Origin of the sequence: Clostridium lapidicellarium (assembly GCF_041224415.1) — a bacterium.
Lineage (GTDB): Bacteria > Bacillota > Clostridia > Clostridiales > Clostridiaceae > Clostridium_B > Clostridium_B lapidicellarium.
The window spans coordinates 1-25,002 of record NZ_JBGFFE010000002.1; the positions used below are offsets into that span (position 1 = coordinate 1).

29 protein-coding genes are annotated in these 25,002 nt (G+C 34.7%); 1 reads left to right on the plus strand and 28 read right to left on the minus strand.

The window, feature by feature from the left end; all coding sequences use genetic code 11:
• Positions 1–37: 37 nt before the first annotated feature.
• The 16 genes from AB8S09_RS02005 to AB8S09_RS02080 form a co-directional block, all read right to left on the minus strand.
• On the minus strand, positions 38–1,786 hold the full coding sequence (locus tag AB8S09_RS02005) for a recombinase family protein (RefSeq protein ID WP_369868381.1): 1,749 nt from the start codon (positions 1,784–1,786) through the stop codon (positions 38–40).
• 61 nt (positions 1,787–1,847) lie between these two features.
• On the minus strand, positions 1,848–1,994 hold the full coding sequence (locus AB8S09_RS02010; RefSeq protein ID WP_058953099.1) for an SHOCT domain-containing protein: 147 nt from the start codon (positions 1,992–1,994) through the stop codon (positions 1,848–1,850).
• 432 nt (positions 1,995–2,426) lie between these two features.
• Positions 2,427–2,654, minus strand: coding sequence for a helix-turn-helix domain-containing protein (locus AB8S09_RS02015; protein ID WP_179978073.1), 228 nt, complete (start codon positions 2,652–2,654; stop codon positions 2,427–2,429).
• Positions 2,651–3,118: an RNA polymerase sigma factor gene (locus AB8S09_RS02020; RefSeq protein ID WP_179978074.1), complete on the minus strand. Its 468-nt coding sequence runs from the start codon at positions 3,116–3,118 to the stop codon at positions 2,651–2,653. The genes AB8S09_RS02015 and AB8S09_RS02020 overlap by 4 nt, the downstream gene beginning before the upstream one ends.
• Before the next feature lie 1,057 nt (positions 3,119–4,175).
• On the minus strand, positions 4,176–4,586 hold the full coding sequence (locus AB8S09_RS02025) for an arsenate reductase ArsC (protein ID WP_179978075.1): 411 nt from the start codon (positions 4,584–4,586) through the stop codon (positions 4,176–4,178).
• A gap of 30 nt (positions 4,587–4,616) precedes the next feature.
• Entirely contained in the window at positions 4,617–4,820 is a 204-nt protein-coding gene (locus tag AB8S09_RS02030) for a DUF4177 domain-containing protein (RefSeq protein ID WP_179978076.1), read from the minus strand.
• A 25-nt stretch (positions 4,821–4,845) separates the two neighbouring features.
• Complete coding sequence (gene arsB, locus AB8S09_RS02035) at positions 4,846–5,895, minus strand: ACR3 family arsenite efflux transporter (RefSeq protein ID WP_179978077.1); 1,050 nt, start codon at positions 5,893–5,895, stop codon at positions 4,846–4,848.
• Positions 5,896–5,915: 20 nt separating this feature from the next.
• Complete coding sequence (gene arsA / locus AB8S09_RS02040; protein ID WP_179978078.1) at positions 5,916–7,661, minus strand: arsenical pump-driving ATPase; 1,746 nt, start codon at positions 7,659–7,661, stop codon at positions 5,916–5,918.
• Entirely contained in the window at positions 7,661–8,032 is a 372-nt protein-coding gene (arsD, locus tag AB8S09_RS02045) for an arsenite efflux transporter metallochaperone ArsD (protein WP_179978079.1), read from the minus strand. The genes arsA and arsD overlap by 1 nt, the downstream gene beginning before the upstream one ends.
• Positions 8,033–8,057: 25 nt before the next feature.
• Positions 8,058–8,396, minus strand: a complete 339-nt coding sequence (locus AB8S09_RS02050) for an ArsR/SmtB family transcription factor (RefSeq protein ID WP_369868382.1) — start codon at positions 8,394–8,396, stop codon at positions 8,058–8,060.
• A gap of 227 nt (positions 8,397–8,623) precedes the next feature.
• On the minus strand, positions 8,624–9,097 hold the full coding sequence (locus AB8S09_RS02055; protein ID WP_179978080.1) for an arsenate reductase ArsC: 474 nt from the start codon (positions 9,095–9,097) through the stop codon (positions 8,624–8,626).
• A 485-nt stretch (positions 9,098–9,582) separates the two neighbouring features.
• The gene (locus AB8S09_RS02060; RefSeq protein ID WP_179978081.1) at positions 9,583–10,083 is read right to left on the minus strand and encodes a GNAT family N-acetyltransferase; all 501 of its coding nucleotides are present in this window, start codon (positions 10,081–10,083) and stop codon (positions 9,583–9,585) included.
• Positions 10,084–10,120: 37 nt separating this feature from the next.
• On the minus strand, positions 10,121–10,942 hold the full coding sequence (arsM, locus tag AB8S09_RS02065; protein ID WP_369868383.1) for an arsenite methyltransferase: 822 nt from the start codon (positions 10,940–10,942) through the stop codon (positions 10,121–10,123).
• Between the two features lie 13 nt (positions 10,943–10,955).
• The gene (locus AB8S09_RS02070; protein WP_179978083.1) at positions 10,956–11,396 is read right to left on the minus strand and encodes a MarR family winged helix-turn-helix transcriptional regulator; all 441 of its coding nucleotides are present in this window, start codon (positions 11,394–11,396) and stop codon (positions 10,956–10,958) included.
• 162 nt (positions 11,397–11,558) lie between these two features.
• On the minus strand, positions 11,559–11,747 hold the full coding sequence (locus tag AB8S09_RS02075) for a hypothetical protein (protein ID WP_179978084.1): 189 nt from the start codon (positions 11,745–11,747) through the stop codon (positions 11,559–11,561).
• Positions 11,748–12,147: 400 nt separating this feature from the next.
• Positions 12,148–12,324 (minus strand): hypothetical protein, encoded by a 177-nt coding sequence (locus tag AB8S09_RS02080; RefSeq protein ID WP_369868384.1) that lies wholly within the window; start codon positions 12,322–12,324, stop codon positions 12,148–12,150.
• A 104-nt stretch (positions 12,325–12,428) separates the two neighbouring features.
• Between AB8S09_RS02080 and AB8S09_RS02085 the strand changes: the two genes are divergently transcribed.
• Positions 12,429–12,674, plus strand: a complete 246-nt coding sequence (locus AB8S09_RS02085; RefSeq protein ID WP_179978085.1) for a helix-turn-helix domain-containing protein — start codon at positions 12,429–12,431, stop codon at positions 12,672–12,674.
• Positions 12,675–12,769: 95 nt separating this feature from the next.
• Here the strand turns inward: AB8S09_RS02085 and AB8S09_RS02090 are convergent, their stop codons facing one another.
• From AB8S09_RS02090 to AB8S09_RS02145, 12 genes are all read right to left on the minus strand, one after another.
• Positions 12,770–13,666 (minus strand): conjugal transfer protein, encoded by an 897-nt coding sequence (locus AB8S09_RS02090; RefSeq protein ID WP_369868385.1) that lies wholly within the window; start codon positions 13,664–13,666, stop codon positions 12,770–12,772.
• Positions 13,667–13,683: 17 nt separating this feature from the next.
• Positions 13,684–14,685, minus strand: coding sequence for a bifunctional lytic transglycosylase/C40 family peptidase (locus AB8S09_RS02095; RefSeq protein WP_179978087.1), 1,002 nt, complete (start codon positions 14,683–14,685; stop codon positions 13,684–13,686).
• Positions 14,682–16,892 (minus strand): CD3337/EF1877 family mobilome membrane protein, encoded by a 2,211-nt coding sequence (locus AB8S09_RS02100; protein WP_369868386.1) that lies wholly within the window; start codon positions 16,890–16,892, stop codon positions 14,682–14,684. The genes AB8S09_RS02095 and AB8S09_RS02100 overlap by 4 nt, the downstream gene beginning before the upstream one ends.
• Entirely contained in the window at positions 16,893–19,343 is a 2,451-nt protein-coding gene (gene tcpF, locus AB8S09_RS02105; RefSeq protein WP_179978089.1) for a conjugal transfer ATPase TcpF, read from the minus strand.
• On the minus strand, positions 19,327–19,773 hold the full coding sequence (locus AB8S09_RS02110) for a conjugal transfer protein (protein WP_440132397.1): 447 nt from the start codon (positions 19,771–19,773) through the stop codon (positions 19,327–19,329). Before AB8S09_RS02110 ends, tcpF begins: the two co-directional genes overlap by 17 nt.
• A gap of 52 nt (positions 19,774–19,825) precedes the next feature.
• Complete coding sequence (locus AB8S09_RS02115) at positions 19,826–20,326, minus strand: antirestriction protein ArdA (protein WP_179978091.1); 501 nt, start codon at positions 20,324–20,326, stop codon at positions 19,826–19,828.
• A gap of 16 nt (positions 20,327–20,342) precedes the next feature.
• Complete coding sequence (locus tag AB8S09_RS02120) at positions 20,343–20,564, minus strand: hypothetical protein (RefSeq protein WP_063600943.1); 222 nt, start codon at positions 20,562–20,564, stop codon at positions 20,343–20,345.
• Positions 20,565–20,619: 55 nt separating this feature from the next.
• Positions 20,620–21,813, minus strand: coding sequence for a MobT family relaxase (gene mobT / locus AB8S09_RS02125; protein ID WP_369868387.1), 1,194 nt, complete (start codon positions 21,811–21,813; stop codon positions 20,620–20,622).
• 188 nt (positions 21,814–22,001) lie between these two features.
• A complete protein-coding gene (locus tag AB8S09_RS02130; RefSeq protein WP_179978093.1) occupies positions 22,002–22,610 on the minus strand; it encodes an MT-A70 family methyltransferase in 609 nt (202 codons plus the stop codon).
• A gap of 56 nt (positions 22,611–22,666) precedes the next feature.
• The gene (locus AB8S09_RS02135; protein WP_369868388.1) at positions 22,667–24,040 is read right to left on the minus strand and encodes an FtsK/SpoIIIE domain-containing protein; all 1,374 of its coding nucleotides are present in this window, start codon (positions 24,038–24,040) and stop codon (positions 22,667–22,669) included.
• Positions 24,041–24,070: 30 nt separating this feature from the next.
• Positions 24,071–24,454: a YdcP family protein gene (locus AB8S09_RS02140; RefSeq protein ID WP_179978095.1), complete on the minus strand. Its 384-nt coding sequence runs from the start codon at positions 24,452–24,454 to the stop codon at positions 24,071–24,073.
• 19 nt (positions 24,455–24,473) lie between these two features.
• A complete protein-coding gene (locus AB8S09_RS02145; protein ID WP_179978096.1) occupies positions 24,474–24,788 on the minus strand; it encodes a YdcP family protein in 315 nt (104 codons plus the stop codon).
• Positions 24,789–25,002: the final 214 nt, after the last annotated feature.

The following is a 25,002-nucleotide window of genomic DNA, read 5'->3' on the forward strand; positions in this document are numbered from 1 at the left end:
TTGAGAAAAGTCAAAATATGTAGATAGATTTTCCCAGTTATTTTGTATCAACGCTACTATGAGAAGACAATTTATTGACCTCGTTATTATCATGGGAGTACAATTTGCTAGTCTTATTTTTATCTTTATTATTTCTTCTCTGTGGTTTAAATTTATTTCCATTCACATTGTTTTTCATACCTGTTTTATATACAAATGTTAATTGTGCTGGATCTTTATTTCCATCCTCGTCAATTCCACCGACAATCACTTTTTCTACAACACTTTCAAAAACGTGCCTATCAAATTTATCTAAAACTTCATTTTTCTCTAATGTCTTTTTGAATTCCTTCAAACGATGTTTAATATTTTTTTCATTGCCTGCTGATTTTTGTAGTTTCTCACGTTCATTTAAAAGCTGTTCCTGCTTTTCTATCAATGCAGAATACTTCATTTCATACATATCCTTATCTATAGCTTCTTCCAGAAGCATATCTACTAGTTTATTTTTTTTGTTTTCTATTATGTCTATATTTTTTTCTACTTTAGCAAGTTGCTTATTTATAGTACTGCTACTTAATGTATCGTCCATTCTCTGAAGAAATTCATTCAGTACATCTTTGTTATCACTACATAGCAAACGATAGCTTTCAACAAAAGCATCCTCAATTGCTTTTTCGGGTATACCTTTACTGTCTGGGCAAAACTTTTTACCTTTTTTGGTAGCTGTTACACACTCCCAGACAATCTTGCTATACTTGGAACTGCTATGCCAGACACGTCTTGACAGGTTACTACCACAGAATCCACATTCAAGCATACAGCTAAAGGCATATTTTCTGCTGTATTTTTCTCTTTTTCCAACACCTACTGTTGTTCTATTTTTACTTCTTCTATTAAGGATTTCCTGTGCTTTTTCAAAGACCTCCCCACTAATAATAGGTTCATGATGATCACGTATGTAAAACTTGTCTTCTTCTCCCATATTTTCGAGACGTCTCTTTGAAATAGGGTCAACAGTAAAAGTCTTACCCAACAATAAATCACCTTTATATTTCTCGTTCTTAATAATTCCAATAACTGTAGACGGTGCCCATGTAGTATTTCCATATTTCGTCTTGTATCCAAGATTCTCTAATTCATGGCCTATTACATAAGCACCAACACCTTCAATATATCTCTTAAAGATATATTGAACAATTTCCGCTTCTTCTTCATTTATAGTAATAGTCTTGTCTTCTGCATGATAATCATATCCAAGGCAACCTTGAAATCCAACTAATTCTCCGCGCTTCATTTTCATTTTTAATCCTTTTTTAACATTGGCAGAAATGTTTTCAACTTCCTGTTGTGCTACAGAGCTAAGTACAACAAGCAGTAATTCTCCATCCATCGTAAGTGTGTTTATCTTTTCATCTTCAAAATAGATGGCAATATCTTTTTCTTTCAACATACGAACATATTTCAGCGTATCCAAAGTATTTCTGGCAAACCTTGAAATAGATTTTGTAATAATCATATCAATATTACCATTCATACAATCATTAATCATACGCTGGAAATCCTCACGCTTTGTAACCTGCGTACCTGTAATTGCCTCATCTGCATAAATATCTACTAATACCCACTCTTTATTCTTATTAATCAAATCAGTATAATAGCTGACTTGTGACTTGTAACTATTCAACTGGTCTTCACTATCTGTACTGACACGACAATAAGCAGCAACACGTAGGCGTTCTATAGTTTTTCCACGTACTCGTTTTGGCAATACATCTCTTGCTTTTATAACTTCAACTTTCTGCATATAACAGCCTCCTTTTGTATCTCCTTTATAGTGTTATAATATCATATAAAATGATACATTTTCAAGCTGTTATATCAGAAAATATTTTATAGTCTTTCATAAGTCGGCTTTTAACAAGATTATATTCCTTCTTTGAAATTAACTTACAGGAAAGCAGTTGCTTTAACATAGCAATTTGCATACTGTATCGAATCAATTTTTTATCCATCAAAAACCTCCTCGCTTTTAAATATATAGGGAATCAACAAATCAGATGACTCTGGCAAAGCTCCACAGGATTTTCACCTTATCCCATACTTATGGGTATACCACCCAATGCCGTGCAGACGTTCAAGGCAGGAGTATCATTATCCCAATATGCAGGTCATGACAGCAACCTTGCCACAGGTCACTTGCGAAGCACTGGAATAATCGCTCACTTTTTATTCCTCCTTTCAATGGTCATGGCGTTCCAGTTCGCCGGCTCTCTGCATATTGAATGTATCTGATTGCGTTATACTACACCTTCAAAAGGTGTTTTCTTTCTCAAAGATCATAAGGCCTTGTCAGCCTATCAAAGCATACTGAATAGAAATATGATTTGATAGAATGACAACCTTAAAGTCAGGGCGTATGGGTGTATCCCTACGCCCTTATATGTTTAGATTTTAAAATTGAAGATCATTTTCAGTAAAGCAGTAGTAAGCTGTTCTTGAATATCCTTGTCCACAAAATAATACCCATTGCCGTATTCGTCAGCAAGAATCCTTGTAGAAAGTTTGGCAATATAGCCTTCATAATGCTTCAATATACATTCAATTGCCAAAGTGTAGCCCTCACTTGCTGCCTTTATAATAGGAAAGGGAATTAATTTCTTTGTTTCTTTCATAAATCCTCCTCCAATAGTTCTTTTATAATCTCTAATGCACTAGTGCGGTTGCGGTATACTGTACTGCGGTTTACACCTAATTCATCCGCAATTTCTGCATCCGACATTTCCAGATAGTAAGACATCAGAATGATGTCACGCTTGCGTTTTGGTAAAATATCCAGTGCCTCTGCAATCTGATAATCAATAACTTCCACATTCAGTGACAATATCTCATAAATTCGACTATCAAGATGATAGGTATCAAAGGTTTGTAACTTGCTCAATTCCAATTCCGACATTTCTGAAAACAGACATTCACGCTTACTCTGCCTATTAATAGAACGATAGCAATTACTTCTGGTACGTATCATCACTTTTCTTGCCATATGGTCAAACTGAAATTGAATGGTTGTCTGAAAATCGTCCTGTATTTTGTGATTAAACTTCTTAAGTAGTAATTTATTGAAAGAAGATGGCTTCATAAGATATCACCCCCTTTCCAAGCCAGTGAGGAATGAGAAGACTTCGTTTCTTTTTTCCTCTTTCACACTGACTCTCACCGGGAGGTCGATACTTGTTGCAGAAAATTCTTTTTATTTGAGAAAAATATTTTAAGAACTGAAAAAAGCCCGAACGGATATTGTTATCCGAACGAGCTTTTAATATGACATTATTTTCTATTATATGATATAATTCTACATAAGATAGACCATAGCTATCCCAAAATAAAAATGAGCTTTTTTTAGAAAATCACTCTGTTCACAAGGGCGAGATTCATATTTTAATCTCATAACGGAGACCTCCTTATTTTGCTACTGTCCAATAGTTAATATTGCTTACTATGATGAAGAGATGCTTGTCCATAATAAAAAAGGCAGCAGCTTTAGCAGGTAGAAAAGCCGCTGTTAGACAAATTAGTTTAGATATGATATAAAAACGTAATTTCCGCCTAATAGCGGTTTTTAATGCTAAAAGACATTATCTTTCAACATTTTCTGGAATTTCTGTTATAACAATAGATTCTTTTGAGAGTATTGAGCAAACTTTTGTAAAATGAAAGAAATGTGCGAAAATATCATTGATATATAATAAAACCATTTATCATATTGCTTTACTTTGGTTGTTTATAAAGAATGATATAATCTAGTAACACTCTATAATCATTACAGTGATAATCTGATTGTATGTAGAAAATCGTCTTAATTCTATACATGATATATTTTTAGTTATATCAATAATCTAGCGAAGTAAACTTATCCATCAATGTATTGGAAGTGAAGAAAACTGTAGAGAACTTAATATAAAAGTTAAAGCTTCATAGTAATTGGAAAATTTGTTTTAGTAGCTTGGAATAAATAATCTATTATGGAGTCTTTTTAGGAGATTTAGATTTAGAGCTTATTAATAAGCTTTTTGAAAAGAGTAAAAAATTTTGTTATTTCAAAAAAATGGTATAATAAAAAAGGGTGATTTTCACTCTTTTTTATTATTAAAAATTTAAAATTATTCAGTACATCGATCCTCGTTTTTTATTATTTGTTATAATTTAATTTCTTTATTTTCTATTTTTTTTATTAGATTCTTTACTTTCTCCTCAATTATTTTAGCTGTTTTAATGAATTCCTCGTCGTTTTTTCCTGTAGGATCTTCAAGTCCCCAATCTTCTTCATATTTGGATGGCAAGAATGGACATGTGACATTACATCCCATTTTTACTACTACATCAATTTGGGGTAAATCATCAATCAATTTGACATGTTGAGTTTCACTTATGTTAATACTATATAATTTTTTAATTACTCTAATTGCATCTTTATTTATTCCGGATTTAATCTCCGTTCCAGCTGAATATGAATCAAATACCTCACTTCCATATAATCTTCCTATTGCTTCAGCCATCTGTGATCTGCATGAATTATGGACACATATAAAAGCTACTTTTGGCTTCATCTTATTCTCCTCCTGTGTTAAATTTTAATATTATGATTTATATTCCGATTTTTTAAACACTATTAAATCACTATCTAATTTAGACGATTTACCCAATGTTTTATAAAGATTTTGTAAAATTCCTACTAACTCCCATCCCTCTTTTCCATATTTATTTAGTAATTCTTCTATACTTAAATTTTCTTGTGAACTTAAAAAATGGTCAACCGTAAATACTTTATATTCCCATTCCATATTAACAATACCCCCTTAAAAATTCCTATCTATTTAATGCAAAATACTTTTTTCCCCAGTGCAATGCTACATTCACAAGTCCTATCATTACAGGCACTTCAATCAACGGCCCTATTACTGCCGTAAAAGCTTCCTTGGACTCTATACCAAATACAGCAACTGCCACAGCTATAGCAAGCTCAAAATTATTACTTGCAGCAGTAAATGAAAGTGTAGCTGTCTTCTTATAATCTATACCTGATTTATAACTTATAAAAAACGAAATTGAAAACATAACTACAAAATAGATTACAAGTGGTATGGCAATTCTGATTACATCTAAAGGTAATTCTATAATATACTTTCCTTTAAAGGTAAACATTACAACAATAGTGAACAATAATGCAATCAAAGCCAAAGGGCTTATTTTAGGGATAAATTTTTTTGTATACCATTCAGTACCCATTTTAGGCTCCAACAACAACCTGCTCAGTATTCCAAGTGCAAAAGGCACGCCAAGATAAACTGCAACAGATGAGGCAATTTTCCCCATAGAAATATCTACACTATAGCCGGTAAGTCCAAACCAAGTTGGAAGTACAGTTATGAATATATAAGCATATATAGAATAAAATATAACCTGGAATATAGAGTTAAAAGCTACAAGTGCAGCTGCATATTCCGTGTCACCATCTGCCAGACTGTTCCATATAATAACCATGGCAATACATCTGGCAATTCCAATGAGGATAAGACCTGTCATATATGCAGGATAAGCATGTAAAAATATTACTGCAAGTGCAAACATCAGTATAGGTCCTATTATCCAGTTCTGAATAAGTGATAAAGATAATACCTTAGGATTTCTAAATACTTTTCCAAGTTCTTTATAGTTTACTTTGGCGAGTGGCGGATACATCATTACAATAAGCCCTATTGCAATTGGAATGGATGTAGTTCCAACGGACAGACTGGATAGTCCTCTTGATATACCCGGTACACCCCACCCAAGCAAAATTCCTGCAAACATAGCAAGAAATATCCAAAGCGTCAAATAACGATCAAGCAATGACAATCTAGATGATTTACTTTTCATATACATTCCTCCTGTTTTCTTTAACCTAATAACTCAAATAATTTTTCATCTTTAATTTCTTCTGCTTTCCATTCTATTAATGCAAAATTTCCATTGGAAATTTCATTGACTTTGTTTATCCATGGTATTTCATTGCTTGCTTTAGCCTTGAGTACACTATTTGTAGTATCAGCCATATACATACTAGAATTTATAACCCACCACTTACTTGCAATTCCCGCACGTTCTAGATCTGCTTCGAGACGCATGGATTCGTAAACTGGAGTATCCTCGGCCAAAGTTACAATAATGACTTCTGTATCATTGGCATTTTTGAGTTCAGGTAAAAGATCTTTGACAGATTGAGGTATATTGCCTTCTGAACGCTGTATTTCTCTATTATAGCTTTCTGTGGAATCTAATAGTAATAATGTATGACCTGTAGGTGCTGTATCTATTACCACAACTTCATCCTTTGATTTCTCAACTATATCTGCAAAAGCTCTGAATACAGCTATTTCCTGTGTGCACGGAGATCTTAAATCCTCTTCAATATATGCTATGTCGCTTTCATCCATAGTTTTTCTGGCATTATTTAATACTTCTGTTTTATATTTTTCAAGTTCCTCTTTTTCATCAATATGGCTTATTGTAATACCATAATTTTTGTTTAAAACAAATTTTAAATGTGCTGCTGGATCAGTAGTAGTCAAATGAACCTTTTTACCTCTTTTTGAAAGTCCCAGGGCAATGGCAGCCGCAACTGTCGTCTTACCTACTCCGCCTTTTCCCATAGTAAATATCACCTTTTTATCATTATTGTATAGATCATCAACTATATCTTTCAGCTTATTTATTTTATTTACATTTAATTCTGCAACTTTATATTCAACGTTATCTTTTTTTAAAAATGCTCTTATATTTTTAATTCCTGTTACATTATATGGCCTAAGTGGTATTTCATAAATTTCAAGATCTTTTAAGCTTTTAGGCATATTCTCTAAAGCATTTTTCTGCTTTAAATAAATTGCGTTTGAAATATTGTCATTATGAATTTCAAGTACACCATTTACAATCATTGACTGATTATTTATACCTATATCTCTTAATTCTTTAGATGCTCTTTCTGCTTCTTTAAGAGGTGTAATTTCAGGCCTTGAAACAAGAACAAGAGTAGTCGTTGTTCCATCCGATAAAGTTTCAACCGCATTTTTATATAATGATCTCTTATCTTCAAGTCCTGATAACTGCCCTAAACATGAAGCTCCATGAGTACTTTCTCCTATAAAATTACTCCAAGCCGAAGGAAGTTGAAGCATCCTCAAAGTATGCCCTGTAGGTGCTGTATCAAAAATTATATGATCAAATTTTTCTTCAATTTTTTCATCAGTAATAAAAGTTGAAAATTCATTAAAAGCTGCTATTTCCACAGTACAAGAACCTGAAAGCTGTTCTTCCATATTCTTAACGGCTGCTTTCGGAAGCTTACCTCGATATGGAGCTATTACACTTTCCCTGTACTCTTCCGCAGCCTTTTCAGGATTGAGGTTTGCTACTGTCAAATTTGGTACCTCTTTAATTTCAACTCCTTTATTATCGAGATCTGTACCAAACACGTCCTGTAAGTTGGAAGCTGGATCTGTACTAATGAGCATGATTTTTTTCCCTTGATCTGCAAGGGTAACAGCAGTGGCACAAGCAGTGGAAGTCTTGCCTACACCGCCTTTACCTGTAAAAAACAAATATTTAGTTAAATGTATACTGTCAGGGTTAAATTTTTTAAACATTAACAACATCCTCCTCCGCAATCACAGCCTTTAGACTTTATCTTAAGTCCAGTTTTTAAATAATCTTCTGATATACCTAGTAATTCACAAAATTCCTTATTTGTCGGATATGCCTTTGTTTTTACTATTACACCATCTACCATAGTTACTGGAAGTATTTCTGTACCTTCTTTATTCAATACCTCATTAATTGTTTTATTGTCTACAAATATTTGGGGATTACTGGTCAAATTATACCTTTCAACCAATATTCCTTTCTTTTGAAGTGTATTAATAGCAGTGGAGATCCTTAACAATTCTGGATCTATGGAAGGTCCGCATACACCTGTAGAACAGCACATTGCCGGTTCAAAAATTATCATTTTTTTCATATAAATCTCTCCTTATTATATAAATTTATTTTTCATTGTCAGTTTTACATAAACCAATACTCTTGCCTTTACAGATACATTCCTCTGTATCCGTCATAATATTCATTAAAAACAACATCAGCTTATTCGTATTAGTATTATCTAATGAATAGTGACTCCATACCCCTTCTTTTCTGCATTTAATAAGCTTACAATCCATCAGAACTTTCATATGGTGAGATAGAGTAGGCTGTGTAAAATCAAAATGTTCCAGTAAATCACAAGCACATTTTTCACCACAGGAAAGTATATCAATGATCTTTAATCTGTTTTGATCTGACAGTGCCTTGAATATTTTTGCGTTTAGTTCGTAATCCAAATTCATAAAGTCACCTCCTTATATAGATGATTATCTATATGTATAATATAGACTATTATCTATGTGTTGTCAATATGATTATTGTAATAAATAAAAATAATAGGTTATTATATATATAATAACCTATGTAATGAACATTTATTTGTTACTTATAATGATTAATTTATAATCAATAAAACATTATTTTTATACCTTTTAATCTTTCACTATAGCCATATATTAAAAATAAAATATTATTTTAAAATTATTTCATCTAATCTTTTTCTCAATGTCACCTTGTCCAATTTATCTATTGGTAGAGCAATAAATAAATTAATTCTTTTAGCCAACTCATTTCTAATTTTTTTAAAGTGATTAACTGTCTCTTCCTCATTTCCCTTAAAATCTCTCGGATCAGTTATCCCCCAATGCACATAAATTGCATCATTTGGTAAAGTAGGACATTCATTTTTAGCCTTATCACATAATGTAATAACAAAATCAAACTCCTCATTTAAAAATTGTTGTATTGACTTAGGTTTGTAATTACTAATATCTATACCCATTTCTTTCATAACAATTTTTGCATAAATATTAATATCATCAGCTGGCTGATTTCCCGCACTAAAGGCAATAAATTTGCCCTTACCTTTATCATTTAGTATGGCCTCTGCCATTTGGCTTCTTGCAGAATTTTGAGTACATAAAAATAATACTTTCTTTTGCATAATATCACTCCCTAATTCTTTTATGTAATTACTTATTCATAATCATATGGTAGATCATATTAGTTATCAATAATTATAATAATTATTTAGCATACATTTAACATTTTATATAAATAGCATTAAACAACTATCTTGAAATTTCATAGGATTAACTAAATAATTTCATCAGTTAGGGAGAATGAAACTAAAAAACTTAATCCTATGATTTATCAATTATAATTTCGTAAAATTCATATTAATTCAAAAAGCTTTTTATTTTTATTTTTAAAATCTTTATGTTTAACTTTTAAATATAAATTCACAAAATCATTTTTCACATAGATAATAATCTATATTTATAAATATAGATTATTATCTATGTATTGTCAACAACATTACTAAAATTAATTAAAATTATAGACTATTATATGTATAATAGTCTATGTAATAAGATTTTATTTATTCTCAATTTGTATAAATATCTAATTAATTTCTACTATATGCATCTAATTTATTCCAACTGATTTACTTCTGTGTTCCATCAAAACCACATCATGCCATACACCATTACTCATTTTTCCCAATCTTTCTCTTATACCTACTTTTCTAAAACCACATTTTTTATGAAGATCTATGCTTTTAATATTCTCCTTTATAATTACAGATTGCAAAGTCCAGAATCCATTTTCTTCTGAAAATTTTATTAAGTTTGTTAGAAGGGCGGTTCCTATGCCCTTCTCTCTGTATTCCTTTTTTATATATATGCTTACTTCTGCAACACCTGCATATACACATCTACTTGAAATTGGGCTTAAAGCTGCCCATCCCAATACTTTAGTAGATGAACATACTATTAATCTACATGATTTAATGTGGCTGTTATTCCAATCCTGCCATGTAGGTACTTCTGTCTGAAATGTGGCTTTACCTGTATTTATACCTTCCAAATAAATTTTTGATACTTCTTCCCAGTGTTTTTCAGTTATTTCTTCAATATTAAAATTCACCTTTCTCCACATCTCCCACTTATATACAATCTTTATCCTAAAATTTATATGCCTTTACATGCGCTCCTGCGAAAGCTCCATCAACAATATCCGTATCTATTTTACTATATACATCATCTAATTTTTTTTGCTTTGCAATATCTTCTATAACATCCTTGGTATATATATTTATCGGCGTTATTTCAATATCTTTAAATCCGACCTTTTCAAGTATTTCCTCATATTCTTTGATTGGTAAAGCACCTGCAATACACCCTACCCACATTTCAACACTATGCCTTATATTTTCCGGTACATCTTTAAGAACAACAATATCCGCAATTGCTAACCTTCCACCCTTTTTTAATACCCTATAAGCTTCTGACAAGGCTTTTTCTTTACTTTCACATAGATTTATTACACAATTTGATGTAATAACATCTATTGTTTCATCTTTTAAAGGTATATCTTCAATATATCCCTTTATAAATTCTACATTTTTAACTCCCATTTTTTCTTTATTTTTGTTTGCTAATTCCAGCATTTCATCTGTCATGTCAAGGCCATACACTTTCCCATCTTCACCAACATATTTAGATGAAATAAAGACATCTATTCCGCCACCACTTCCCAGATCCAGAACTGTTTCACCCAATTTAGGATTAGCAAGTACAACAGGGTTTGCACATCCAAGTGATGCATTTACAGCTTCATCCGGCAACCCTTCTATAAAATCTTTAGTATACAAATTTTGATTTTTGGTAGTATCTCCACAGCATGATGATGTACCGCATCCACAATTAACATTGGTTTTATCGCTTACCTTTCTAGCTATATTGCCATAATACTCTTTAACTTGACCTTTAATTGAATTTTTCATAATATATTCCTCCTTAACAACATTTATTTTGATTTACAGCCTTAACAAGCAATTTTAAACTTTCAATTACTTGTTCCCTTTTATGTTCAGGTATAGATTTAAAAATTCTTTCATAATATTCTTCCATACTTCCTTCAATATTTTTAAATGCTCCTACTCCCTTATCTGTAAGTTTTATTGTTACGTATCGTCTATCATCTGGATGCAGTTCTCTAATTACAAAATCATTTTCAACAAGATTATTTATTGTTCTGCTCATTGTACTTTTATCCAAAGTCAGTATTTCAGCAAGCCTATTCAAAGAAATTTTTTGTGCTCTCCCAATCTCTACAATAGCATGACATTGCGAAATAGTTACACCACAACAAACTGAATCTCCTTTCTCCAATATTCCTAGATTTCTTACTAATATCCTAATCAGCTCTCTTAAATAATTACTTTCGGTTTCTTCCATATAACCACCTCAAATGAATTGTATCATACAACCGTTGTATTTTACAACTAATTATTTATAATTTAACTTAAAATTAATAATGCATTACTTTCAATACATACCATAAGTAATAGCATTATTTTAAATATAAAGGCCATTTTATTTTCTGAAATTTTTATTATATTAATACCATTCTTCACCTTTTTCAATTACATGTAACCATTCTTTTTTATCATTTATTTTATATTCAAACCTTAAATAGGTACTTATTTCATTTTCCAAAATATCAAGGTGTTTATACTCTTTATCTCTCCACGTATGCATTACCATCTTTAAACCATTCCTGCAAATAATATTAACCGTTCCACCCAAAGGTACGAACTCATCATCTTCAATATTTTCCTTACCTAGATGTAATATTTCCTCTACAAAATTAATATTTGCAGAAACTATATTAGATCTCGTTTCTAAAAAATTAGCATTAAAAAACTTAACTATAAATTTTTTATAAAAAGTTCTATTTAAATCATCAATCCTTTATATCTATCAATTTGTTTATAATCAATTCCATATATTTTATATAAGTCCTTGTTAATAGAGACAAAATGACTGCTTTCTAAATCTTTAAACGATGTAACTTCTTTTAAAATATAATATATATCAATGAGCATACTGCATGCTATTGCAATTAATGCTTGTTTTGTTACAATTTTAATATATTACTATATTTACTAACGAATATAATAAAAAATAAGTATAAACAATATAGTTTCTATCTATGCAAACTTTCCTCTTTTATGTAATCAAGAATTAACTTGTCTAATTCCCAGCTTACACTTAATATATCCACATCTATCATATCTTTATTTAAGATATTCTGTGATAATTTATTATTTAAAATATGCCTAGTTTCTTCTATTTCATGCCTTATTCTCATTTTCTTATCCATAAAATCCTCCATATAATTAGTAAACTTGCTTCACAAGCAAATTATAACATTATTTCTCACATATAATCAATATAGACAAAGGATTATTTTGGAGGATTAGCTTAATGGCATACACTAAAAATAAAAACAAAAATTTAATTGGTGATAAGGTCAAATATGCAAGGCTTAGAAATAAGCCCAAAATAACTCAAAACGATTTACTCGCTAGACTTGCAGTAAGAGGAATAACTCTTGAAAAAACAGCAATATCCAAAATTGAATCCAAAACAAGACCGGTTACAGACAAGGAACTTGTTGCCATAGCTGATGCTTTAGGTGTAAATATATTATGGCTGCTTGGAAAGGAATAAAAATATTCTTTTTATTTAGTAATTAATATAAATCGTTAATAAATGATAAAGCATGGTAATTTCTATTCTTGATAATATAACATTTGTTGCTATTTTTATTTAACAATCATCCAATTTCTATCCTTATCCAGAGTCAAATCAAACTGTGAAATTTGTATCGCCTTTGTCTGTTGATCAAGGTACTTCACAGATACCGATACCTGCACTTTATTATCAATTTTTCGATACACGGGATTGATAAGCTCTGAAAATACATAATCCTTACTAACTGGTTTCAGTACATCGTCTTTTACATAGTAGGACAACTCCTTTTTACTTGCAGTAGGGTAGAGTTTAAAGAATGTCTTTAAGAATTCGTTGATTTCCTCTGTAGTAGCCTCACCCACTCTACCATCACTTTCTGGTATCTTTGGTTCATAAACTGACTTGGCAGGTATTCCACAAATGGTTGGATTTTTTATAATGGCCATGTTTTCGGATTTATCAACATAGACTGTCACTTCATAAGAGGAATCAACAACCTTTTTTGTAGTACCTTCCGTTATCAATTGATCAACAGAAAAAATAACTTCATATTTATTGTTATCTACCTTTTTTACTTTCCAGATTTCCACGTCATTAACTGTAGAAGACGTTGGTATATCTCTTCGAATAGTATCAGTATTCAAATCCTGCAATTCCTTAGTCAGATACCCTTTGAGGTTTTCTGTTCGCGCATCTATAGACTTCTGGTTGTTTTGCCATGAGTAGTAGATATTGGCAAAGTTCTTCACGAAATTTTCTATCTGATTGGTATCCACCACTTGTTTTTCAATGACCTTTGTTTCATGAACAGTTTTTATATCTATGGCAGTAAAATTCTTATAAATTCCAAAAATAATACTGCCAACAAGCAGTACCCACAGAAAAATGATGGATTTCCTATGGGTACCAACTTTCATAACATGTACCTTTTTCGCCCTAAGCTTCTTTTCTTTTTTCCATATCTTCATATCTTAAATTTTCCTTTCTATTTATTTTTAATTCTACCTGCGCTTACCAAATGCTCATGCCAGTATGAAGTAGTGAGGTCGGCGTATCCTATAGGATTGCCCGCATGATACATACGATTGTTTCCAATATAAATGCCCACATGCGTGATATAGGTTCCTGCATTATAGGTACCATGAAAAAACACCAGATCACCTGGCTTTGCTTCTGATAGGGAAATGTGCTGCGTCATATCATATTGCTCCTGGGCTGTCCTGGGAAGTTTAATTCCGGCCTTCCCAAAACACCACTGTGTCAGCCCACTGCAATCAAATGAAATGTTTGGGTTGCTGCCACCAAACATATATTTCCAGCCTTCATATTTAAGGGCTTCTGTCATAATTGTCTGGACTGTGGTATTATCAAAACGAGGAGTGCTCAGATATTGTAATACCAACGGCACATAAAACATGTTTCCATAGCCATACATCCAACCGCCGTTTTTTCTTACAGCAATTGGATTTGTATAAGTGACTTTATTTCCACCGGATTTTTCTCTTGCAAAGCTCTCTGCAAGTTCAAATGTGTACTTCTTGCCATGACTGGCGACATAATCTATGAAACCTTCTCCATAGTTATAAGACTGTACAACAGTATTTATATCACAGCCTTTTTTCTTGGAATACTCAAGCAAGGTTACAAAATATTTACAGCCTTGCTTTATGGATTCCTCTACAGAAAAGGAACCTGCGGACACTCCTGCAGATTCAATAGATTGCATGACATCTGTTCCTCGTCCGCCACTTTCCACCTGCATGATGGCAAGCAAATAGCTTACATATTCTTCAATTCCATATTCCCTGGCATACTTCTCAACCATAGGCTTGTGTGCCAGCACTTCCTGTGACAAATTGGAACCTGCAAGATCAATATCGCTGTCATTTCCACTGTCTTCATCTGAAATAAAGACAGCAACAAAAATAAGAAGAAAAAGCAGTACAGCAAACACAACACCGAGGACAATCAAATGTTTAAGCTTCATTTTCTTCGTCCTTTCTGCCTTTTGCCTACTTGCTCTTTTACTTTTTGGCGCTGCTGTGTGGTAGATCTTAAAGTGGAAGACTTTACAACTGGCTTTTGATAAATATTCTCCGATCCTTTCCCTTTTTCATAAGAATAATATTTGCTAGAAACATGATTTTCTGTAAATTTTGGTGTACTTGCTATAGGAGAGTTCATATTAAGATTTTCAGAACTGTTTGTTGTCATCCCATCAGTAAATGAATTTGTTTGACTCATGTTGGCCCTGTTTGTTTTGGGAATATCACTAGATGTTACAGGTCTAGTACGTACCGGACTGGGAGATGATGTTTTTTGTATATTTAGCTGCTCTGTTACAGGCTGCTTCGTTGTACTCTGCTGACGTGCTTTGTCCAGCTCCATTCGACGCTTTGCAATTGTCTCTCGGCGTAGATTTCCGTTTTTTGCTCGTTCCTGCTTTTTACACTCTAGTGTTTGTACCATACCACTTTTGAAGCCATCCACATTTTTTACTACCTTGTCTGATACTTGCTTTTTCCCATGGTATAGGGCATAACGTGCATTGACTGGCAGATCCTTTGCCTGCTCTTTTATTTGTCCTGCTTTATCTGCAATGCGATCTTTAGTATCCATAACTGCTCCAACTTTCTCACCGACACTCTCTCCAAAACTTGGCTTATTTTCGGATGATACATCAGAGCTGCTGGCTGGACGTTTATGATTAGGCTGTGCTCTTTGAGATTTTCCAGACTTTTTTGAAGCTGCGGCACCTGCCATGGCTCCAGCTGCCGCACCAGTTGTTCCGGCAACAAGGATACGTCCGATTTTCCTTTTTAGTCTTCGTGTCCCACGGTTTAACAGCTTGTAAGGTTTTTGAAAAATTCTGTGTCCCATCTGCTTGGAGTCATTTGCCTGCAAGTTGAACATGCCCATCAGATCTCCAAGCTTCATATAAATACCGGCAAATGTCACTATCTGCAAAAATGCAATTAGGAAAAAGGGGAATCCTTCCGATAGGGTATAAATCATTGTAGAGATTGAAAAGGCAACAGTGACAATAAGTGTAATACCTGCTCTTGTCATAATCACATTAAAAAGCTTCATTATGGCATGCTTTGCCATGTTATCAAAACCAGGTATCATGGACAGTAGAAAACTCATAGGCAAAAACATGGCATAGATTATGAAAAGTATTTGTGAGAATATCATAATACCTGTCAGCAAAAACACGAATATGGAAATCCCTATATTGAAAATAAACAGAAAAAATACCATACCAAGGCGTGTAATGGTTTTGGTAATGGTAAGATTCATGTTGTTCTTGTCCTCAATTTCCTCTTTTACAACTGTTTCTCTATCCTTTCCATTATTCTTATCAGGATCAGCAGAAATCAGCTTTTCAACCCTTTTTTGTCCAATTTTATCCATGTCGGAATTGCCATACTGTAGTAGAAGCCAGGGCTGCTGTACCTGTATGGAAAACAGGTTGTTCCTTATCATATCTACACTGTCTTTACCCTTGGTTTTTGAATTTGACATGACAATTTTTCCACCAATGGATAAGCTGGCATTGCTGACATCAGATGAAAAATCATTGATTTTACCAATATAATCTGGAGCATAGGCAATAAAGGAAGCAGAAAGAATAAAGACTACAACTAGATTAATTACTGCATGAACAGCTTTAGTAGTTTCTTTCTTGATAAGCCCTACATAGGCAACATATATACCAACTATCAAGATGAAAATCAGAAGAAATCCCACATAAAAACCGGAACTTTGAAAGCCATTTGGCGAAATGCCTGCCAAAGTCTGCATGTTCTTCCCGATGGCATCTGAAGTCTTGGAGATAAAATCAAGTGAGTAGGCTTCCTGCACCAGATATCCTGTGGCATTGGACAGGTAGAGTGAAATTGTCCATATAAAATTGGTGATGGCATATAGCCCATACATGACCTGTTTGCCTATTCCATCTGTCCAGTTCCAGGGCAGCCAGCCCCAGGAATTATCCACGTAAAAATCCAGCTGATAATTGCCAAGAGGATATTTGGAGTAAGTATTCTTGGAACTTACTGTATCATCTACAAGACCTGATGCATGTACTACAGTTCCAACAATGACTAAAAAAAGAAAGGATATTACGGTGACCAGCAAGATAGTTATAAAGATTTTTCGTATCTTTTTCATCTGTACTTTCTTCAAGCTCATTTAGGTCACCTCTTTCTTAACCGGTGGTCGGGTGTCAAAGGCATGGAGAAGTTCTTCAAATACCGGATGAATCTGAATGACACCTACACGGCCATAAAGATCAGAGATTAGGCATTGACCATTTTCAAGTTCACGCAATCGCTTCTGGTTATTCTCGTCTTCCTTATCTACTCCAAAAAACTCCAGTGTCTTCTTTATTTCATTGATATCCGTGGAACGAAATGCAAATTTAAGTCCTATATTGTTCTTCATCTTTTCATCAAGCAGATCATCCGCATTCTGCGTCACGAAATAAACACCTGCATTCATGGCACGACCGGCCCTTACAAGCTTGTTGGAAAGCGTCTTACCCTGTGACACCTGCAAAAAACTCCATGCTTCATCCAAGTCCACAATTTTAAATACACTGCGTTCGGAATGAATGAAGTCAAGAGCAAAGGTGCTTATAACAATTAAAATGGCTACGCTTAGAAGTTCTACGGTGGTATATTCCTTAAAATTTGTTTCTGCATCCGGCAGTACCAAGTCAGCCACTTGTATGACGTTCAGCTGTCTGTCAAGGCTGATAGACTGAATAGTAGTACCGCCTGAAAATAACAGTTGACCAAGATTACTGTCCTTAATACTGTCAATATGATCGGCAATACTGTTGGCAACAGTTGTATTTTCCTTATGCAGCTCATCAATGACACGCAAAAGTCCTTTATTTTCACTTTGTGTTACTCTGCGAATGGCTTTACGAAGAACCGGGAATTTCTCTCCATCACGACTTGAAATTCCAGTTAAAAAGGTAAGAATGTCAATTGCAAGGCTTTCCGCATCCTTTGTTTTTTTCATAATCACGTAAGGGTCAAGCAATCCCTTGTCACTTTCCTCTCTCGTAAGGTTTATAATGTTGATTTCATGGGCAATTTCCGGCAGTGTTTCTTTCCACCTGCCGCGCTCGGACTTTGGATCAACAATTACCGCCTGTCCTCCATAGAGAACAGCATAATAAACAAGCAGGTTGTTTGAAAATGATTTTCCACCACCAAGTGAACCAAGGAAAGCTGCTGCAAGAGCATTGGTAACAGAACCTTTCACGCCCTGGGCTGCAAGGCTAGGCTTTAAGTACACATTTCGCCCTGTGTCAAGATTGTATCCAATGTATATTCCTTCTTTTTCTCCAAGCATCTGTGTGGCACCAAAGCCTAAACCAGCTAAAAAATCACTGGTAACATACTGGATATAGTCATTCATGTAGCGCTTGCTGGCAGGTAGAAATTCACCATGAAGTCCCAGCATATCTCCAAAAGGGCGTACCAGCTTAATGCTTAAATCGTCATAGAAGTCCATAACTTCATTACAACGGCGTTTCAGTTCATCAAGGCTTGAAGCTGATACACATATAACATAGCTCAACTTGTACATAGCTTCCTTTGTCTTATCCAGATTGGTTTCCAGTTCATTTACATTATCAAGCGCTTCTAAAACATCATTACCTGTATCATTGTTGGACTCCCAAGCATGATTGTCCAAGTCTTTAAGCTCTTTTTTCTTGTTTCTAACAGTAGTCAAGGCTTTCTTGTTGGCGACAATTTCTACATTCATAGAGGTGTCTATGGGGAAAGTAAATTGCTGCTGCTGATAGTAGAAAATTTCCGAGGATGGAAAATCAAGCTCTCTCACAATGGAATTTATAGTGAAATAGGAAACATAGGTCGTTTGGTCTTCATGTTCAATTCTCAAGTATCTCTGCTTTTCTTCCACCAGGCAGCGAGTAGGTTTTATAATGTCATATCTTTTTACTAGAGTTTCCTGCTTTAGCTTTTCTACAGGCAAATGGTATTCATATTCCTCATAAGGTGTACCTGTCTTTCCATAGAGATGTTCAATTAAGTAGCCAAAATCATTCTTGTTTAGCCTGCGAAATTTAAATCTGCGGGAAATCTTGCTTTGAAGCAAACGCTCCATTTTCATAAACCTGTCAATTTCTTTATTGCTCATGCTTACAAAATCACCCATGAGCTTGTGATTTACCTCATGTAGAAAATCAGAAAAAGTCATAGCTATGGACTCACCTATAGTTTTAATGCTCACTTCCTGCTCGTTTAAAAGGAGCTTGAAGCCAATAAAAAAGCGATAGTCAATCTGGTTTTCACCAATCATGCTGACTAACGCTTCGGTCTGCTGGTCGATTTTTTGATAGGCAACTTCCTTTAATTTTCCAGTGACTTCTCTCTTGCTGTTCTCCTGTGTTATCCTGATACTGGATTCTGTTGCAATCTGCAAGGCATGTATTTTTCCATCACGGCTCTGGGCTATAAGCTGACGAAAACTGTCGTGCACCTGATATTTTTCTTCCGGACTGAGAAATGAGTAATTGTAGGGTATCATCTCATAATAAGCAAAACATTCTCCATCATGGTTAAATACAAGATTATTTTCTATATATTTAATGGGATAAGTCATAAATTTCACTCCTAACTGCGGTAATAGCTTCGTCCACAATTTCTTTTTTAAGTCTCACTGGTTTTCCTGCATAAGTAACTTTTGCTCTAACGATGTATGAAAACACGGATTTTAAAAAGCCGAAGGGCTTTTTCCCATCGAAAGTCTTTTGTGACATGAACCATGTAAGCGCAGCAGGGATTCCCACATATTTAAGCAGTGCACCATGGATCATTGAAAGTGGTGAAACATTTGCAAACATAACTACCAGAAGTAGGGAGCAAACAAACCATGCCATCTGCGTGAATGTAACCGGAAAAGGCAGCTGGAAATCATTGATTGCATATATGACCTTTTCCACATTCCAGATGCTTGTATAGCTTTTAATCTTCTTCACATGTAACAATCCTTTCTGTTTTGAATTTTCAAATAAGAAAGGTGACCAGTACATAAATTAACAGGGGATAATTATAGCACTGGCACCTTTTCTGGAAATTTTTTAACTAACCTGCATATTCAAAAACCCCATGGGGAGTGACAAGGAAATTTCCTTCAATCTCAAGATCTCGCCCATAGGCTTTATAGTCAATATAGTTTTGTAAATCGGAGGGGATCTCACCAAGCCTTCCGGATTCCTCAAGTAGATAGTAGGCGACATCCTCCATGTCGTCACAATCAGGATAACAGATAATATCATCCTTGTGCTCCACCATCTCTTCAAAGCTGCCAAAGAAAGTTCTCTGAATTTCTCTCATTTCGTCCTCAATTGGAGTTCCCTCCAATTCTTCTGCCATAGAACACAGACGATTTATTTCATCAATGGATGTGTACTCGTCAATATCAAAGGGCAGCTCATAATCATGAATGGCATATTCTTCATACTCACCATTTAAGCCAATGCGCTCCTTGACATCTTCCATGTCTATAGGTGGAGTAAACCACGCACCTACTGATTCGCCCTCGTTGTATTTACCAATATTAGCGATATAGACTTGCATTTCCATATCTTCCTTCACCTCCTTATGCACCAACAACTCTGTTAAACAGGTTCAAAAGTACATCCTTGACGCCAGAAGCATTGAAAACCAGACCTACGGCAATAAGTGCAATTATAAGAAAACCAATGAGCTTGGAAAACTCCCTCTTGAAACCAAGATAAAGCCCGATTACTACAATTGCCATGAGCACAAGTGACTGGGCATTGCTTAAAAACCAGTTGTATAGATTCTGTCCGAAATTCATTACACATTTCTCCTTCCATAATCTTTCATTATATAATCAAATAAAATTCTATTTATCAGTTGCAGTTAGTTACCATCTGTTCTGTATTATCCACCTGCTGCTGTAGTATTTTCTCATGCCTTTTTGTTAGTTTGGCATTTTGTATAATATCATAGATGATGTTTGTGCCACGTATCTGATCGATTAAAAGTGCCACCTTTAATGTTGGGGCAACCTGACGCCCTAGCCAGTTTAAGGTACGTACAAAGGAATAGGGCTCCGGTTTGGTGGTAAGTTTGAGCTTTTCACGGTCCTTGCCTATAAACCAGGCCCAACTTTCATTTATCTTCCATTCACTGCGCCTCTTATTCTCTATCTTGTCAACAAATCGAAGGTAACGGTTTATAATGGAAAAAGCTGTACGTTCTGCATCTCTATATGACAGAAGGTCAATAATTGCATGATAGGCTCTATCATTTTTCAGCCTAATTTCAAAACGGTTTTTGACCTCTGCTTCTTCTATGGGAACGCCGTTTTTCACGTACTGTTCATAGTCCTTTTCATATATGCAAAAGTAAATTTCACTTTTCAGGGAACCGATATAGAGTGTATTTCCCATGGCTTCTTTTTCCTCACGGTGTATAAGCTCACCACTTCGATAGCTCTTGAAACTTCGAAATACTGAAATGCATTCTTCATTTCGGCATTTTTCAGTGAGCTTTGGAATATCAAGTATACCTGCCTTGTCATTTATAGCTAAATCCAATCGTTTGAATACGCCGCCTTCACCTATTGCACACATGAAAAAATCATACCAGCTTCTGTGCTGTGCCAGAAGAAATCCTTCAAATTGCCTGCAGCCCCGTCCTTTAAGCTCTAGCAGTACTCCTTTCTTTTCATCAGGAGATACCATTACAAAAATATCTCCCAAAGCATAATGCTCTGCATAGGAATAAAAACCATAGTCCTCATGAAGCATGTATTTCATTTTAAGAAGCAGTATATCTTCAATAACATGTTTTACATTTACAGTGGGGAAACGTATCCTCACATAGTCAAACAGCATTTCAAGAGGCGAGTCAGGATTAAAACGTTCCAGTGATTTTAAAATAGTCTCTTTGATGTCTTCCGATGGTGAAGCTCTGCCATTTTCAATGTCACTTAGATACTGTCTTGTGATTCCAGCTGCAACTGCAAGGCGGTTTTGCGAGATACCATAGTAAGTTCTCTTTTCTTTTAGTACCTGTACCCATAATCCATTTTCACTCAACTATATCCCTCCAATCAAAAAAGTATGTCAACTGAAAGGGTTGTAGTTGACATACTTAAAAAATCCCACAAACCTTTATATAATAAGGTATTTGCAGGATTTTAAAACTGTTTTTTATTGTATTTGTGCCCCCCTGTTAGATACGGGGGGCTAATCACTGGTGTGGCTATCGCCACACCAAAAGCAGGTCAGTCCGTCCCTGCGGCTTTCGCTTCGCACGCCGCCTGTCCGTCCTGCCTGCTTTTATTTATTGATTCTGCTATTTCAGGCAACTCTATGCTATTTTTAATTTCATTTCCCCAAACATCCCATCCATCTTCTTTTTCTCTTGCAAATAACTCTATTCTTGGCAAATTTCCCATAAGTTCTATAATTTTTTCCCTTGCCTGTTCTGGCTTCTTACTATGCTCTTGTATAGGAGTACAGATAAGCTGATGAACCCTTTTAGATATTCTTTTAGGATGTCCTTTTGTTCCAAGAAGGCATATTTCCGAGTTTGATCTTGTCCAGTTCCCAAGACCCCAAAATGGTGTCTTGCTTTTCCGGTTTAATTTTACCCATACAAAAGCTACTGTTTTATACACAAATCCCCATGCCTTAATTAAGTGTAAGCCATTTTCTAATTGGGGAAATGTAACCCATAAAAATAGTATGCAGTGTTTTTCGGCTATTTTATCTACTTGTAAATTACATAGATCCTCTATAGACATTGTTGGATAATGGTTTTCTGCCACTCCTTGTCCTTTTTTTCTTTTATACTGCCAAGGAGGATCAGCATAAATAATATTGTATTTCATTATAGTTCTCCAATCTGTAAAGTAAAAAATGACATTTACTTTAAAAGCAAACGCCATTACTCTTTTTCTTCTATTTGTTCTTTGTTCACTAATCTTGATATTTCTCTTAAAAAATCATGTCCTTTTGGTACAAGGGGAGTATAAAACTCTGATATCACACTTGTACCCGTATCCACATAACCACGGCCTTTTATCTGATTTAGGAAAAAATCTTTTTCCACCTCACCAAAGATCATTCCATAACCAAGCTCACTCATTCTGCCAAGTGCTACACGAAAATTGAACTGATCCCTAATCCCATCTCCTAAATATTTTGCATCTGGCCTCTGACAAGCTAAAACCAAGAAAAAACCACTTTGGCGCCCCAGCATGACAATTTGTTTTAGCTTGCTCATAACCTGTGTACTTTTTTTACCTATCATCTCCATAAATGAAGGATACTCATCAAAGATAAGGAAATGAGCCGGCAGTCCTAAATAGGCATAGTTTTCACCTGTTTTGTAATTCTCCATCAACTTCATTTCTTCATTTTGTTTCATCATATCATCATAGAACTGATCCAAACAGTCAATCATATCCTGCTGTTTGTAATATACATTTGGCATGACAGAAGAAAGATCGGCAAGGTCAGCATTTTTTGGATCAAGAACATAGAGAACGGCATTTGTATGCAGTAATGCTTCAATAATGGAGAAGATGAAGTAGGTCTTACCTCCGCCTGTGCCTCCGGCTATCAGCATGTGAGGGAGTTTGTCATATTCCCACCAGATATTTTTCATGAGCTTTAGCCTGCCGTGTTCTGCCTTTAATTCATCAATAGTAATTCGGTTTGCAATCATGTCATAGAGCAGGGTATATTCCACATAGGAATCCTTTAACTCTTTGTCCACCAGTTCACAGTACAAGCCACTTTCCAGTTTCTTTTCCAGGTGCAGAAGCTGGTCTTGATACTTTCCAAGAGTAATTTCCACATGTATATGAATCAACCCGTCTTTCAGGAGATAATACATCTTCGGAAAATGACTGATTTTCTCTTTAGATCTGCCAAATGGTATGTCTTTAAATAGTCCATCACTTTGTATCTGCTGAGATTCATACCATTTATTTTCAAGTATCATTCTTGCCAGCTTCTGACGGTGAATCAGCTGTTTCACATGGTCACGCCGAAAATGGTAATACAGACAAGCTACAAGCACGCTTACTGCTGTGGCAATAACTACACTAAATATCAGATAGGGCGTAATAGACAATTGAAAACAGCCACCATGCATAAGCCTGACTTTCTGCCAGTCCATTAGTATGAGCTGTTTTCCATGAAATGACAATAGCACCAGTAAGAAAATCACAGTAAGTGAGATAGCATCAAACCGGAATACCAAATTTTTATCACTTGCTCTAATTCGTCTTCCTTTATAGATAAAATGTTTCATAAATCATCCTTTCCGGAAAATATAAATGTCCTATTTTCCTTTATTTTGAGGCTGCGGCTGTTGGTTTTTAACATGGGAGATTGCCTGTTTGTTTTTCAGTACAATATCATCGGCCTTTATATACCAGTCCACGTCTGCGCCCCTGAAAGTGGCAGTTGCCACCGTATCTGCTACTGGATTTACAAGTTCCACTTCGGCGTTGTAGGCAAACTCTTTTAAAGGAACAGAAGCTGGAATACTCACTTGTATCATACAACCCTGTCCACGGGATTTAAGATCATAGGTACGCTCCTTTATTTCATCACTGACCGTACCATCTTCATTGTTGATATGCACCTCACGGCGAAGTGCAGAAAACTTCAATATTCCAAATGTCTTTTCCTTGTCAATTACAATTCCTTCAGCTAATCTCATTTTTTTTACCTCTCTTTCCTTATTCTTTCACCATATCACCTGCATGCAGAATATAATTTGTAAAACCACGATTTCCAATTTTATATCCTTCAGCAGTGATACGGGGATTGATAAGTTTTACTTTTTCTTCTACCTCAAAATGTTTTTCACCAGCTTCCGGCGGCAATATTACTACAATATCGTCTGCTCTCTGAATGTCAGAATATAAATTGTAACTACGGGAAAGAATTGACATACGACCGTTCATTCTGCGCTGTTCAACTTTACCTTCTCCGGCATACTCCAGATTTCCAAATGTCTTTTCCATGTTAGGAATAACATATTTTAGTTCCATATACTTTAACCTCTTTTCATTTATAATAGTTTAAATTCTACTTGTCTCCTTATTCTGCTGCATGAAGCATACCTTTCTGCCCGTTCTTTATCAAGGGCAAGCTTATGTGCTTCGCACCCTTGACAAAGCTCGGTCAAAAAGGTAAATAGTAGGTAAGCAGAATAAGGAAACATTATACTAACTGTTCTTTACAATTTTAAATGGTGGAGAACGT